Here is a 15,012-nt window from a genome sequence, read left to right on the forward strand (position 1 = left end):
AGGTGAGAAAATGGAAAAGTCAAAATTTGTTAAGTGGTTATTAATTTCAGTGACAGTTATATTTTTATTCTTAATGCTTATAATGCCATTAGTTGTCGTTATTATAGAAGCTCTTAAAAAAGGTCTTATTTCATATAAAGATGCAATAACTGATGAATATACTATACAGGCTTTAATACTTACATTAGAGGCAACAATAGCAGCTGTAGTTATAAACACAGTTTTTGGATTGTTTGCAGCATGGACTATAACAAAGTTTCATTTTAGAGGTAAGAAGCTTTTAACAACACTAATAGATATTCCATTTGCCATTTCTCCAGTAATAGCAGGATTGATATTTATATTAACCTTTGGAAGAATAGGGTGGGCATATGATTTTTTACAGGCTGCTAATATTAAGATAGTTTTTGCAGTTCCAGGAATAATACTTGCAACTATTTTTGTGACATTTCCATTTGTAGCAAGGGAGATAATTCCCGTATTAAATGCACAAGGGAAGGATGAAGAAGAGGCTGCAGCTCTTATGGGAGCAAAGGGATTCAAAATTTTTACTAAGATAACATTGCCACATATAAAATGGGCATTGCTTTATGGAATAATATTATGTACAGCAAGAGCGATGGGAGAGTTTGGGGCTGTATCAGTCTTATCTGGCCATCTTAAAGGTAAAACAAATACTCTGCCTTTGCATATAGAGTGTTTATATAATGAATTTAATTCTAATGCAGCATTTGCAGTGTCATCAATTTTAGTAATACTAGCCATTATAATTTTAATCTTAAGAAATATTGCTGAGCATAAGAGCAAGAAATATAGTAAGGTAAGTAAATAATAAGGAGGTTTAATATATGTACGTAGAACTAAAAAATATAAATAAGGGGTTTGAAAATTATAAAGCCTCCGATAATGTTAATTTTCAGATAGAAAAAGGAAAACTTATTGCGCTATTAGGGCCCAGTGGTAGTGGAAAGACTACTATTTTAAGGATGATTGCAGGTCTTGAAACACCAGACTCAGGAGATATTATTATTGATGGTGTTCGTGTCAATGATGTTGAAGCAAGTAAAAGAGGTATTGGATTTGTATTTCAAAATTATGCTTTATTTAGATACATGACAGTGTTTGATAATATAGCTTTTGGATTAGAAGTACAAAAGAAAGATAAAAAGTTTATTAATGAAAGAGTAAAAGAACTTATTAGTCTCATTGGACTAGAGGGATTAGAAAAAAGATATCCTCATCAACTTTCAGGAGGACAACGTCAAAGGGTAGCTTTTGCAAGGGCATTAGCACCAAATCCGCAATTATTACTTTTAGATGAGCCCTTTGCAGCTATTGATGCAAAGGTAAGACATGAACTTAGAACTTGGCTTAGAGAAATGATAGATAAGGTGGGAGTAACAAGTATATTTGTTACCCATGATCAAGATGAAGCAATAGAGGTAGCTGATGAAATAATTGTTACTAATAAAGGAAGAGTAGAACAAAAAGGAACTCCACTTGAGATATATAATAAACCGGCAACACCTTTTGTTGCAAAGTTTATTGGACAATCTATCGTTATTAATGATTTTGGTAAATTAAGAGGCTTTGATGAATATTCTCATTATTCAAAAGCGGTGATAAGACCTGAGTTTATAAAAGTATTAAAAAAGGGTGCAATAAATCAGCATATTAGTGCAACAGAAGAAGGAGTAGTAGAAGCTGTTGCTTATAGAGGTAGTTACCTTGAAGTGAAAGTTAGAATTGGTGATATTTCAGTTACTACAACAGTGCAATTATCAGAAGAATTAGTGGAAGTTGGAGAAAAAGTACAAGTTTTAATATATAAATTATATGCTTTTAACAATGAAGAGGTAATATTAATTAAAAATAGAAAGATGGAAAATAATAACTCTGTTTATATTTAGGGGGAAATTATGAAGGAAGTTAGAATAGAAAAAATAACTACCGATGTATTAATAATTGGTGGAGGTACAGCAGGATGCTATAGTGCTATTACATTAGGTGAAGAATCTAATCTAAATGTATTAGTAGTGGAAAAGGCTAATATAAAAAGGAGCGGCTGTTTAGCAGCAGGAGTTAATGCTATTAATGCCTATATAGTTAAAGGAAAGACAGCAGAAGACTATGTAGATTATGCTAAAAAAGATGCTGATGGTATTGTAAGGGAAGATTTACTTTTAACAATGTCTGAAGGATTAAATAAGGTAACAAAAAAGCTAGAGGATTTAGGTCTTGTTATATTAAAAGATGAAAATGGTGAATATGTAGCAAGAGGAACTAGAAATATAAAGATAAATGGAGAGAATATAAAGCCAATTTTAGCAGAAGCAACTAAGGCACAAAAAAATGTATCTATATTAAATAAGGTAAATATCACAGATTTTATTGTGAAGGACAATAGGATTTATGGAGCTATTGGTGTAGCTGTTGATGATAATATTCTTTATGAAATTTCTGCTAAGGCAGTAATTTGTGCCACTGGTGGTGCAGCAGGACTTTATAGACCAAATAATCCTGGATTTTCTAGACATAAGATGTGGTATCCACCGTTTAATACAGGAGCTGGTTATGCAATGGGAATAAGAGCAGGGGCAGAGATGACAACTTTTGAAATGAGATTTATTGCTCTTAGGTGTAAAGATACTATAGCACCTACAGGAACTATAGCTCAAGGGGTAGGGGCAAAACAAGTAAACTCAAAAGGTGAGGTTTATGAAAACAAGTATGGTTTAACAACTTCAGAAAGGGTTTATGGAACAGTTAAGGAAAATCAAGAAGGTAGAGGACCGTGTTATTTAAGAACAGAAGGTATTGATAATAGTAAGAATGATGATCTTAAGAAAGCATATTTAAATATGGCACCAAGCCAAACTTTAAAATGGGTTGAATCTGGTAAAAATCCTAGTGAGGCTAATGTAGAAATAGAAGGTACAGAACCTTATATTGTTGGTGGACATACTGCTAGTGGATATTGGGTTGATAGTAATAGAAGAACTACTATAAAAGGGCTTTATGCAGCAGGAGATGTTGCTGGAGGTTGTCCTCAAAAATATGTAACAGGAGCATTAGTAGAAGGAGAAATAGCTGCAAAAGCTGTTATAAAGGATTTAGAAAATTATACTGCCACAGTAGTAGATGAAATAGATAATTTTGTAGCAGAAAAGAAAAAAGAGGTAGAAAGCTTCTTAAATAATGAAGAAGGATTATTTTCTATAGAGGCTATAGAAGAAGCAATGCAAAAGGTAATGGATAGTTATGCTGGTGGTATAAGTACTAATTATCAGTATAATGAAAAGCAATTAAAAGTAGCTGAGGAGAAAATAAATCAAATAGAAAAACTTACAGATAGTCTAAAAGCTAATGATTTTCATGAACTTATGTTTATATATGAAATAAAGGAGAGGCTAGTAATTTGTAAATCTGTTATAGCTCATTTAAATGCTAGAAAAGAGACAAGATGGCATAGCTTTGCAGAAAATCTTGATTATCCTAATAAAGATGATAAATGGCTTAAATATGTAAATTCTAAGGTTGTTGATGGAAAGATTGAAATTATTTTAAGAGATTTAGTAGGCAGGGGGGAAGTATATGAGCATAGCAATTAATAAAGAAAAATGTGTTGGATGTAAAGGCTGTACGAAGGTTTGTCCAGGAAGCCTATTGGAAATAGACGAAAATAATAAAGCTTATATAAAATATCCTAAAGATTGTTGGGGCTGTTGCTCTTGCATAAAAGAATGTAAATTTAGCGCAATTTCTTTATATTTAGGAGCAGATATTGGTGGTAGAGGTAGTAAGCTATCAGTAAATATCGAAGGAGATATTGCTCATTGGAAAATAGAAGAAGGCAATGGAAATATTGAAGAGATAAATATTAATAGAAAAGATTCTAATAAGTATTAAGAAATGGGGGCAATAAGATGAGGGAATTATCACATTTAGATCAATTAGAAGCAGAAGCAATTTATATTATTAGGGAAGTGGCAGCAGAATGCGAAAAGCCAGTAATGTTATATTCAATAGGAAAGGATAGTTCAGTAATGCTACATTTGGCAATGAAGGCATTTTATCCAGAAAAGCCACCGTTTCCTTTTATGCATATTGATACAACTTGGAAGTTTAAAGAAATGATTGAGTTTAGGGATAAGACAGCAAAAGAACTAGGTATAGATATGATTGTTTATAGTAATGAGGAAGGGGTTAAAAATGGAATAAATCCTTTTGAACATGGGTCAGCATATACAGATATCATGAAAACTCAAGCATTAAAACAAGGGTTAAAGAAATATGGATTTACAGCAGCCTTTGGTGGTGGACGTCGTGATGAAGAAAAGTCTCGTGCAAAGGAAAGAGTGTTTTCTTTCCGTAATGAAGCACAAGCTTGGGATCCTAAAAATCAAAGACCTGAAATGTGGAAACTTTATAATACAAAAATAAATAAAGGGGAGAGCATAAGAGTATTTCCATTATCAAATTGGACTGAAAAAGATATTTGGCAATATATAAAAAGAGAAAAAATTGATATAGTACCTTTATATTTTGCAAAGGAACGTCCCGTTGTATATCGTGATGGCAATATTATAATGGTTGATGATGATAGATTTAAATTTTTGCCAGGAGAAAAGGTAGAGTATAAAAAAGTTCGTTTTAGAACTCTTGGTTGTTATCCATTAACAGGGGGATGCGAGTCAGAAGCAGATACTCTAGATGAAATTATAGAGGAAACTTTAGGTGCTGTTTCTTCAGAAAGAACAACTCGTGTAATTGATAATGAGGCAGCAGGAAGTATGGAAAGAAGAAAAAGGGAGGGGTATTTCTAATGAAAGGATTATTAAAATTTATAACATGTGGTAGTGTTGATGATGGAAAGTCTACTTTAATAGGACATATTTTATATGATTCAAAGCTTTTATATGCAGACCAAGCGAGAGCATTAGAACTAGATAGTAAAGTTGGAAGTAGAGAAGGAGATATAGATTATTCATTACTATTAGATGGACTTATGGCAGAGCGTGAACAAGGTATTACAATAGATGTAGCTTATCGCTACTTTACTACCGATGCCCGCAGCTTTATTGTTGCTGATACTCCTGGTCATGAAGAATATACAAGAAACATGGCTGTTGGTGCTTCCTTTGCTGATTTAAGTATTATATTAGTAGATGCAAAGAAAGGTGTTCAAGTTCAAACAAGAAGACATAGTCGTATTTGTTCACTAATGGGAATTAGATACTTTGTATTTGCTATAAATAAAATGGATTTAGTTAATTACGATGAAGAAACTTTCAATAATATAAGGGAAGAAATATATAAGTTAGCAGGAGAATTATCATTAGAAAATGTAAAAATTATTCCTTTATCTGCAACAGAAGGAGATAATTTAACTACTAAATCTTCTAATATGACATGGTATAAGGAAGAGCCACTTTTAACTTATTTAGAAAATGTTGATATCGAAGATGATAATAAGGAAGAAGGATTTTATTTACCAGTACAAAGAGTTTGTAGACCGAACCACACGTTCAGAGGTTTTCAAGGAGAAATTGAAAGTGGAGCTATTGCTGTAGGGGATGAGGTTGTTACATTGCCAAGTAAAGAAAAGGCAGTAGTAAAGACTATATTAAACGGAAGCGAGAATGTAAAAGAAGCTTATAAGGGCCAAGCTGTAACTATACAACTAGACAAGGAAGTTGATATATCAAGAGGTTGTGTAATATCTAAGGGTGCTAATATAAATATCAGCAATTTAATAACAACAAAAATCTTATGGATGGATGATAATAACTTAGTACCAGGAAGAGAGTATTTTATTAAGATAGGTACAAAATTAGTAGTAGCAGAAGTAAAGGACATAATATATAAGATTGATATAAATACTGGGGAACATTTAGATGCTGAAGAATTGGTGAAAAACGAAATAGCTTTATGTGATATTAAGATTTCAGAAAAAATAATAGTAGATGAATTTAAAAATCATAAAACTTTAGGTGAGTTTATTTTAATAGACCGTATTACTAATATGACTTCTGCTTGTGGTGTTATTGAAAAAATTACAGTTGGAGATAACGATGAGGATAAAATACAAACAAACCTTGACAATAAGTTAAAAATTGTTAAAAATCAAATAGAGGACATTAACTCTGGAACTATAACACTTATTGTAGAAAATGGAGAATTGGTAGCCATTGAAAAGAATGAAAAAATAATATTAGACTAGTTTATTGGGGGTAAAGCTATGGCTGTAAATAAGAAAAGACAAGGTGAATTAAAGGCAGTAGGAGCACTATTACAAAATGACAAGGAGCATTTTGCTGTTAGATTTTTAAGTAGAGCGGGAAATTTTACGACAAAAGAAATTGAAGCATTATCAATTATTGCAAATAAATATGGAAGAGGTTATATGGGATTAACCACTAGACTTCAAATGGAGATTCCTTGGATAAAGGATGAAGACATAGAAACTGCCCTTGAAGAAGCTGAAAGTTTAGGACTTAGACATGGTGGAACTGGAAAGAAGATAAGACCATTAGTAGCTTGTAAAGGTACAGTTTGTTTACATGGAAATATTGATACTCAAAAATTATGTAGAGAATTAGAGGACAAGTATTTTGCAAAAGATACATTAGCAAAATTTAAAATAAATGTTGTGGGATGTGCTAATAACTGTGCTAAAGCAAATATTAACGATATAGGTATTATAGGAAGAAATGTACCAGAGTATGTAGAAGAAAAATGTGTTGGCTGTAGTATGTGTACAAAGGTGTGTAGACAAAAAGCATTGACACTAGAAAATAAGAAGATTATTTTTGATAGAGATAAATGTGTAGAGTGTGGAGATTGTATAAGAGAATGTAAAGTTGGTGGATTTATTTCAAAAGAACAAGGAGCAGAAATCTTTGTTGGTGGTAGATTTGGTAGAGAAATGAGAATTGGGAATTCTATAGGAAAAATCGTAAAAGAGGATGAAATTATTGAAACAGTAGATAAAATAATTGCGGCCTATGAAAAGGTGGGTAATCCTGGAGAAAGATTATCTAAGGTTGTAGAACGAGTTGGAGTAGAAGAATTTATAAAGTTAATATAGAAATAAAAAAGGGACTGTTGTCTCTTTTTTTATTATATAATAGCCAAAGGAAAGTAATAAAAATTGATGTATATTGTTCATGTACTTCTTATGTGCAAAAAGAGAGGATTCAATTATTTTGAACCCTCTCTTTTTTAATATAAAAATACACATAGAATACATATAAAAAACACCATAGGTTGATAGAGTGAAGATTATATCTAGTGATATTATGAAGTTAAAATAAGAAAACAATTATAGGTGATTATTTAACGATGATTAGCTATTTGTTATAAAAAGTAAAGGGAGGGTATTGTATGAGTGAAGAATTAAACAAAAGTGAACCGATAATAATTATTCCAGCATATTGCCCTGATGCAAGGCTACTAAAGTTAATAATTGAGATACACAAGCTAAAGAATTTACCTATTGTAGTTATTGATGATGGAAGTGGCAAAAAGTATAAAAAGATATTTTTAGCTGTGGAGGAAGTGCCCAACTGTATCGTTTATTATCATGAAAAAAATCAAGGAAAAGGTAGTGCACTAAAAAATGGCGTTAGACTTGCATCGCAAAGATATCCTAAAAATCTTGGCTATGTTACTGCTGATGCTGATGGACAACATTCTGCTAAGGATATTATAAGGATTGCTAATAGTATTACAGAAAATAAAGAAGAAATATTAATAGGAACAAGGGATTTTTCTTCTGATAATGTGCCATTTAGAAGCAAGTTAGGAAATGCTATTTCTTCTTTAATGTTTTATTTTGTAACAGGAATTAGGTGCAAAGATACACAAACAGGGCTCAGAGGAATAACAAGAAAAAATGAAGAAGAATTTTTATGTTCTGAGGGTACTAGATATGAGTTTGAAATGAATTTTCTTATTAATGTTGCAAAAAAACATATTGGTATAACAGAAGTACCTATTGAAACAATTTATTTAGAAGAAAATAAGTCCTCTCATTATAATGCTATAAAAGATTCTTTCCGCATTTTTACTGGTATATTTAAATTTGCTGGATCATCAATAGTAAGTGCAATAATAGATTTAACAGTGTTTTCTATTCTCACTAGTGGAATGCTATATACATCTTCACTAGGAATTATTGAAGCAACAATAATGGCAAGGATATGTTCTGGGATTATTAATTTTCTACTTAATCAAAGATGGGTATTTAACGGAAATAAAGATACTAGGGAAGCTATAAAATATGGAATGCTTTTTATTATTCAGATGGGGGCTAGTGGATTTATAGTATCTAGATTATCTTCCGAGTTCGTAAATTTGACAGTAACTAAGATAATAGTTGATAGTATATTATTTTTTATTAGCTATTTTATTCAAAAACATTTCATATTTAAAAAAAGAAGTAAGGAGAGAAAAAAAGTTGGAGTTTTTTAAAAAACCATATAGGTGGGCAATAATAGTCACAATTATAATAATATCTTTTTCAACTTTTGTGTTGCTAGACACCTTTGTTATACCTAAATCGAAAGAAACTGTTGAAAGTTATAACAGTGATAGTAATACAACATCAGCTAATAAGAGTGAAAGTGATACAACAAAAGAAACGGAATCTGTGGTTTCAGAGAATAGTTACTCTGATGACAATATTGAAATATCTATTGAAACAGAGAGAAAGGATGAAACAACTTATTATGTTGCGGATATTACAATAAAAGATAAGGCTTTACTAAAAACAGCTTTTGCGGAAAATACTTATGGCAGAAATATTAAGGAAAAAACATCGGAAATTGCAAAAGAGCATAATGCTATTCTTGCTATAAATGGAGATTTTTACGGATTTAGGGATGCTGGTTATGTTTTACGTAATGGAATATCATACAGGGAAACAAAGAGAACTTCTGATAATGATGAAGCTTTGGTAATTGATAACGATGGTAACTTTAAAATTATAAATGAAAATAACACTGATATGGATGAATTAGGTAGTGATATATGGCAAATAATTTCTTTTGGACCAGCATTAATTAAAGATGGGGAAATTGTAGTAGATGCTAATGACGAAGTAGCTAAGTCTATGAATAGTAATCCAAGAACTGCTATAGGACAAGTTGCACCGCTACATTATATTGCTGTTGTATCAGATGGTAGAACTAGTGAAAGTAAAGGATTCTCTCTTGAAGAGTTAGCAGAAGTATTTAAAGAAAAAGGATGCACTGTCGCATATAATTTAGATGGTGGAGGATCTTCATCAATGGTATTTATGGGGGAAGTAATAAATAAGCCTACAACAAATGGTAAGAGAATTGAAGAAAGGGAGGTTAGTGATATTGTTTATATCGGATATTAGAAAGAAGTTTTTAAAAACAATAGTAATTTTTGTAATATCAACTATATTTGCATTTATTTTTAATAAGGTCTATGGCATTTTCGGACATGGAGTTACTTCGCCTTACATGACATATATGTTTCTATATCCTTTAGTAGGAGGCGTTCTTTTCTATGGAATTATTATGTTGTTTATACCAAGTATAGTAAATAAAAAGAAATATAGATTTTTTTATAATATTTATAATTCAGGTATTGCAATATTAACAGTTGGAAGTTTATTAAGAGGAGTAATGGAGATTGCCGGAACATCTTCATTTTATCTGATGGTTTATACTCTTATAGGATGGTTATGTATTATTATATCAATAAGTGTTTTAATAATTGAATAAACAATTACTTTACAAAAAATTTTATAAAAATTTATTTATAATTAGTTAAATATGATGGTATAATATCAAAGTTAGGGTAAGTATATTTTTGACAATTAAATTATAAGGGTGATAAAAGTGGAAGAAAAGATAAACAATGATGAAGATAGTAGTAATATTGGAAAAATTATTAATATAATTAATAGACTTTTTAAATTTGCTGGTTCATCAATAATTAGTGCTGTAGTAGATTTATCTATTTTTACTGTACTTACTAATGAAATTTTATTTAGTATACCGATGAATGTAATGGAGGCAACAATCATATCTAGAATTTTTTCTGGAAGTTTAAATTTTTTCTTAAGTCAAAGATGGGTATTTAATGGAGTTGATAGGGTCTCCGATGTAATAAAATATATATTACTAGTAATTTCTCAAATGTTTTGTAGTGGATTTTTAGTATCTATATTGTCTACAAAATTTATAGATGCGACTTTTATTAAAATATTTGTAGATATTGCTTTATTTTTTCTCAGCTATTTAATTCAGAGGTTTGTTTTTTATAGATATAAGATAAAAAAATAATTTAATTTAAAATAATAATAGCAGTATGGAATGCATCGCAAATGATAGTAAATATATCGATCATTTGTAGGTGCATTTTTATTTGTGTTCCCAAAGGATACAGGTTATTATCACAAAATTTATTGTAAGATTAAATTTGTAATATAGTATCGAAAACAAGGGATATTCTTTAAAAAATAACAAATAGATAATAAATAATTTATTTTATTAAGTTTAATGTAGTGAAAACCTAAAATTATTAATAAATAAATAAAAATCGTTGACGTTAAATAAGGAATTGATTACAATAAATATAAATTCAAAATAAGTTCGGATGAAGAATTTGAGAGAGATTGTAATGTTGATACAACGCCGAAGGGGCTTAAAAACTCTCAGGCAAAGGGATCAAATTTGGACGAAACTCTGGAGAACAATGGCGTACCGACGAAGCAACTTTTTTATATATTAAGAAGGAATCTTTCAGGTTTAAGGACAGAGATAGTTGAAGATATTAAATATATCTTCTGCTATCTCTGTTTTTTTATTTTGAGATAGCAGAAGGTGCAACAGAAAGGGTGAACTTGTATATGATTAATGAAATTATGGAATCGATTTCTAAATGCGATCCAGAGGTTGGGGAAGCTCTAAAAAAAGAGATGAAAAGGCAAAGAAGGAATTTAGAACTAATTGCTTCTGAAAATATTATTTCACCAACTGTAATGATGGCAATGGCAACTGTACCAGCTAATAAATATGCTGAAGGCTATCCAGGAAAGAGATATTATGGTGGATGTGAGGAAATAGATGTAATTGAACAGTTAGCTATTGATAGAACTAAGGAGTTATTTGGATGTGAACATGCGTGTGTACAACCACATTCAGGGGCTAATGCCAATATGGCTGTGTATGCAGCATTCTTAAAACCAGGAGATACTGTATTAGGATTAAATTTAGCTCATGGTGGACATTTAACACATGGAAGTCCAGTTAATCAATCTGGCATTTTATATAATTTTATTCCTTATAATATTGATGAAAATTCTGGTGTTATTGATTATGACAAAGTAAGAGAACTTGCCATAAGACATAAACCTAAGATGATAGTTGCAGGTGCTTCTGCATATCCAAGAGAAATTAAGTTTGATGTATTTCACGATATTGCAAAAGAAGTTGGAGCAATATTATTTGTAGATATGGCACATATTGCAGGTTTAGTTGCTGCAGGATTACATCAAAGTCCAGTACCATATGCAGATATAGTTACAACTACAACACATAAAACATTAAGAGGGCCAAGAGGCGGAATAATAATGTGTAAGGAGAAATATGCAAAGGCAATTAATAAAGCTATCTTCCCAGGAACTCAAGGTGGACCATTAATGCATGTTATAGCAGCAAAAGCAGTTTGTCTTGGAGAGGCATTAAAACCAGAATTTAAAGTATATCAACAACAAGTAATAAAAAATGCTAAAGCTCTTGCAGATGCATTAATTGATGAGGGATTCAATTTAATAAGTGGTGGAACAGATAATCATTTGATGTTAGTTGATTTAAGAAATATGAATATAACAGGTAAGGAACTTCAAAATAGATTAGATGAAGTATATATAACATTAAATAAAAATGCAGTTCCTAATGATCCTGAAAGTCCATTTGTAACTAGTGGTGTTCGTATAGGAACTCCAGCTGTAACAACAAGGGGATTAGTAGAAGAAGATATGAAAGTTATCGCGAAATTAATTAAATTAACTATAACTGATTTTGATACAAAAGCTGATTATATAAGAAGCGAAGTAACAAAAATATGTGATAAGTATCCATTATACCAATAAAGGAGATGAAAATATGGAGTTAAAGACACCATTATACGATACACACGTTAAATATAACGGAAAGATAGTACCATTTGCAGGTTATTTACTTCCTGTTCAATATCAAGCAGGAGTAATATCAGAACATATGGCAGTAAGAACTAAAGCAGGTTTGTTTGATGTATCTCATATGGGTGAGATTATTTGCAAAGGTGAAGATGCTTTAAAGAATTTACAAATGATTCTTACAAATGATTTTACAAATATGGTTGATGGACAAGCTAGATATAGTCCAATGTGTAATGAAAAAGGTGGGACAGTTGATGATTTAATTGTTTATAAATATAAAGATAATATTTATTACATAGTAGTTAATGCAGCTAATAAAGATAAAGATTATAAGTGGATGTTAGATCATCAATTTGGCAATGTAATATTTGAAGATATATCGGACTCTATTTCTCAAATTGCATTACAAGGACCAAAATCTTTTGAAATTTTAAGTAAACTTACTTCAGAAGAAAATATACCTAAAAAATATTATCATTGTATCTTTAATGCAGAAGTAGATGGAATGAAGTGCATAGTTTCTCAAACAGGATATACAGGTGAAGATGGATACGAAATATATCTAAGTAATGAAGATGCACCTAAGATGTGGGATAGTTTAATGTCTGCTGGAGAAGAGTTTGGATTAATTCCATGCGGATTAGGAGCTAGAGATACATTAAGATTAGAAGCAGCCATGCCCCTATATGGACATGAAATGGATGATACAGTAGATCCATTAGAAACTGGACTAGGATTTGCAGTTAAGATGACAAAAGATGATTTTATAGGTAAAAAAGCTATAGAAGCAAAAGGTGATTTTACAAGAAAAAGAGTAGGTCTAAAAGTCTTAAAACGTGGAATAATCAGAGAACATGAAGAAGTTTATGTAGGTGAAAAGCTAATTGGACATACTACTTCAGGAACACACTGTCCTTATTTAGGTTATCCAATAGCTATGGCACTAATTGATATAGATTATACAGAAATAGGCACTAAAGTTGATGTTTTAGTAAGAGGCAGAAAAATAGAAGCAGAAGTTGTTAAATTACCTTTTTATAAAAAGGGAGAAAAATAAGAGAGAAATACTGAGGATGTTAAATTAGGAGGTATTATTATGAAATTATTAGATGATATTAAATATACAAAATCTCATGAATGGGTAAAGTTTATTGATGATGCTACAGCTTTAATAGGATTATCAGATTATGCACAATCTGAATTAGGGGACTTAGTATTTATTAATTTACCTGAAGAAGGAGATTCAGTAGAAGTAGAAACAGCATTTTGTGATGTAGAATCTGTAAAAGCTGTTTCAGATGTTTATTCACCAGTTTCTGGAGAAGTAATTGAGATAAATGAAGAACTTTTAGATAATCCTGCAATGGTAAATGAAAATCCATATGATGCATGGTTTATAAAAGTAGGAAATATAACAGATAAATCAGAATTACTTTCAAAAGATGATTACGTTAAGTTTGTTGAAAGTGAACAAGAGTAATAATCGTAAGTGAAGAACAAAAGCGAGGTGAAACAGTATGGGATCATATGTCTCAACTACTATTAAAGAAGAAAAAGAAATGTTAGATGCAATAGGCGTTAATAGTATAGATGATCTTTTTAAAAACGTTCCTGAAGAAGTGAAAATTAAAGGGGAACTAAATTTACCAGATGGACTTTCTGAAATGGAAGTCAAGAAACTTATGGAGAGTATAGCTAATAAAAATAAGGTTTTTTGTTCAATATTTAGAGGGGCAGGTGCTTATAATCACTATATACCTTCTATAGTAAATAGTGTTACAAGTAAAGAAGAATTTGTCACTGCCTATACTCCATATCAAGCGGAAATAAGTCAAGGAATATTACAATCAATTTTTGAATACCAAACTATGATATGTAATTTAACAGGGATGGACGTATCTAATGCATCTGTATATGATGGTGCAACAGCAGCTGCTGAATCATTAGCAATGTGTAGAGATAGAAAGCATAATAAAGCGTATGTTTCAGCAACAACAAATCCTCAAGTTATAGAAACAATGAAAACATATTGTAGTGGTAGTGGAATGGAACTTGTTATAGTTCCAGAAAAGGATGGAGTAACAGATATAGAATTTCTTAAAAATAATTTAGAAGCTGGAGCTGCATGTTTATATGTACAACAACCTAATTTCTATGGAAATATTGAAGATGCATCAGAATTAGGAGAGTGTATACATAGTGTAGGTGGAAAGTATGTTATGGGTGTTTACCCTATTTCACTCGGGGTAATAAAAACTCCTAGAGAATATGGCGCTGACATTGCAGTTGGTGAAGGTCAACCATTAGGTATGCCATTATCATGTGGAGGTCCATATCTTGGTTTTATGGCTTCCATAGATTCAATGGTGAGAAAATTACCTGGAAGGATAGTTGGAGAAACAACTGATGTAGAAGGTAAAAGAGCTTTTGTATTAACACTACAAGCTAGAGAACAGCATATAAGACGTGAAAAAGCATCAAGTAATATATGTTCAAATGAAGCATTATGTGCATTAACTGCATCAGTTTATTTAGCAGCAATGGGTAGTAAAGGAATTAAAGAAGTTGCATCTCAAAGTATGTCAAAAGCTAAATATATGTCTGAGAAATTAAGTGAAGTTGGACAAAAACTAAAATACGATAAGCCATTCTTCAATGAATTTGTAACAATATCTGAAGCACCGGTACGAAGTGTTTTAAAAGCTTTAGAGGATAACGGAATTTTAGGTGGATATCCTTTATCTGATAATGAAATATTATGGTGTTGTACAGAAATGAACAGTAAAGAAGAAATAGATAAAGTTGTTGAAATACTTAAGGAGGTGTAGGGT

Annotated in this window: 15 protein-coding genes and 2 riboswitches; all 15 genes read left to right on the forward strand. The window is 31.0% G+C overall.

Translation table 11 applies throughout. From position 1 onward, the window contains the following. The first annotated feature begins 10 nt into the window (after positions 1-10). A complete protein-coding gene (gene cysW, locus CM240_RS13795; protein ID WP_044040094.1) occupies positions 11-832 on the forward strand; it encodes a sulfate ABC transporter permease subunit CysW in 822 nt (273 codons plus the stop codon). A gap of 16 nt (positions 833-848) precedes the next feature. Continuing rightward, positions 849-1,910, forward strand: coding sequence for a sulfate/molybdate ABC transporter ATP-binding protein (locus CM240_RS13800; RefSeq protein ID WP_044040095.1), 1,062 nt, complete (start codon positions 849-851; stop codon positions 1,908-1,910). Positions 1,911-1,919: 9 nt separating this feature from the next. Continuing rightward, complete coding sequence (locus CM240_RS13805; protein ID WP_044040096.1) at positions 1,920-3,611, forward strand: adenylyl-sulfate reductase subunit alpha; 1,692 nt, start codon at positions 1,920-1,922, stop codon at positions 3,609-3,611. After that, complete coding sequence (locus tag CM240_RS13810) at positions 3,595-3,909, forward strand: indolepyruvate ferredoxin oxidoreductase subunit alpha (protein ID WP_044040097.1); 315 nt, start codon at positions 3,595-3,597, stop codon at positions 3,907-3,909. The genes CM240_RS13805 and CM240_RS13810 overlap by 17 nt, the downstream gene beginning before the upstream one ends. 17 nt (positions 3,910-3,926) lie before the next feature. Then, on the forward strand, positions 3,927-4,826 hold the full coding sequence (gene cysD, locus CM240_RS13815; protein ID WP_044040098.1) for a sulfate adenylyltransferase subunit CysD: 900 nt from the start codon (positions 3,927-3,929) through the stop codon (positions 4,824-4,826). Continuing rightward, positions 4,826-6,223 (forward strand): DUF2292 domain-containing protein, encoded by a 1,398-nt coding sequence (locus tag CM240_RS13820; protein ID WP_084485531.1) that lies wholly within the window; start codon positions 4,826-4,828, stop codon positions 6,221-6,223. Before cysD ends, CM240_RS13820 begins: the two co-directional genes overlap by 1 nt. Before the next feature lie 18 nt (positions 6,224-6,241). After that, the gene (locus CM240_RS13825) at positions 6,242-7,090 is read left to right on the forward strand and encodes a 4Fe-4S binding protein (protein WP_044040099.1); all 849 of its coding nucleotides are present in this window, start codon (positions 6,242-6,244) and stop codon (positions 7,088-7,090) included. A gap of 296 nt (positions 7,091-7,386) precedes the next feature. Beyond that, positions 7,387-8,475 carry a bifunctional glycosyltransferase family 2/GtrA family protein gene (locus tag CM240_RS13830; protein WP_044040100.1) on the forward strand — a complete coding sequence of 363 codons (1,089 nt, stop codon included), beginning with the start codon at positions 7,387-7,389 and terminating at the stop codon, positions 8,473-8,475. Beyond that, positions 8,462-9,388: a phosphodiester glycosidase family protein gene (locus CM240_RS13835; protein WP_044040101.1), complete on the forward strand. Its 927-nt coding sequence runs from the start codon at positions 8,462-8,464 to the stop codon at positions 9,386-9,388. Before CM240_RS13830 ends, CM240_RS13835 begins: the two co-directional genes overlap by 14 nt. Then, positions 9,369-9,758: a hypothetical protein gene (locus tag CM240_RS13840; protein ID WP_051483869.1), complete on the forward strand. Its 390-nt coding sequence runs from the start codon at positions 9,369-9,371 to the stop codon at positions 9,756-9,758. Before CM240_RS13835 ends, CM240_RS13840 begins: the two co-directional genes overlap by 20 nt. 117 nt (positions 9,759-9,875) lie before the next feature. Next, a complete protein-coding gene (locus CM240_RS13845) occupies positions 9,876-10,322 on the forward strand; it encodes a GtrA family protein (RefSeq protein ID WP_044040102.1) in 447 nt (148 codons plus the stop codon). 313 nt (positions 10,323-10,635) lie between these two features. Further along, positions 10,636-10,719: riboswitch (glycine riboswitch) on the forward strand. Positions 10,720-10,722: 3 nt separating this feature from the next. Further along, positions 10,723-10,799, forward strand: a riboswitch (glycine riboswitch). Positions 10,800-10,888: 89 nt separating this feature from the next. Next, positions 10,889-12,133: a serine hydroxymethyltransferase gene (locus CM240_RS13850; RefSeq protein ID WP_044040103.1), complete on the forward strand. Its 1,245-nt coding sequence runs from the start codon at positions 10,889-10,891 to the stop codon at positions 12,131-12,133. 13 nt (positions 12,134-12,146) lie between these two features. After that, positions 12,147-13,238 carry a glycine cleavage system aminomethyltransferase GcvT gene (gene gcvT / locus CM240_RS13855; protein WP_044040104.1) on the forward strand — a complete coding sequence of 364 codons (1,092 nt, stop codon included), beginning with the start codon at positions 12,147-12,149 and terminating at the stop codon, positions 13,236-13,238. 39 nt (positions 13,239-13,277) lie between these two features. Further along, positions 13,278-13,661: a glycine cleavage system protein GcvH gene (gene gcvH / locus CM240_RS13860; protein WP_044040105.1), complete on the forward strand. Its 384-nt coding sequence runs from the start codon at positions 13,278-13,280 to the stop codon at positions 13,659-13,661. Between the two features lie 37 nt (positions 13,662-13,698). Further along, entirely contained in the window at positions 13,699-15,009 is a 1,311-nt protein-coding gene (gene gcvPA / locus CM240_RS13865) for an aminomethyl-transferring glycine dehydrogenase subunit GcvPA (RefSeq protein WP_044040106.1), read from the forward strand. The last annotated feature ends 3 nt before the right edge of the window (positions 15,010-15,012 follow it).

The sequence above is a fragment of the Clostridium bornimense genome (assembly GCF_000577895.1).
GTDB lineage: Bacteria > Bacillota > Clostridia > Clostridiales > Clostridiaceae > Clostridium_AN > Clostridium_AN bornimense.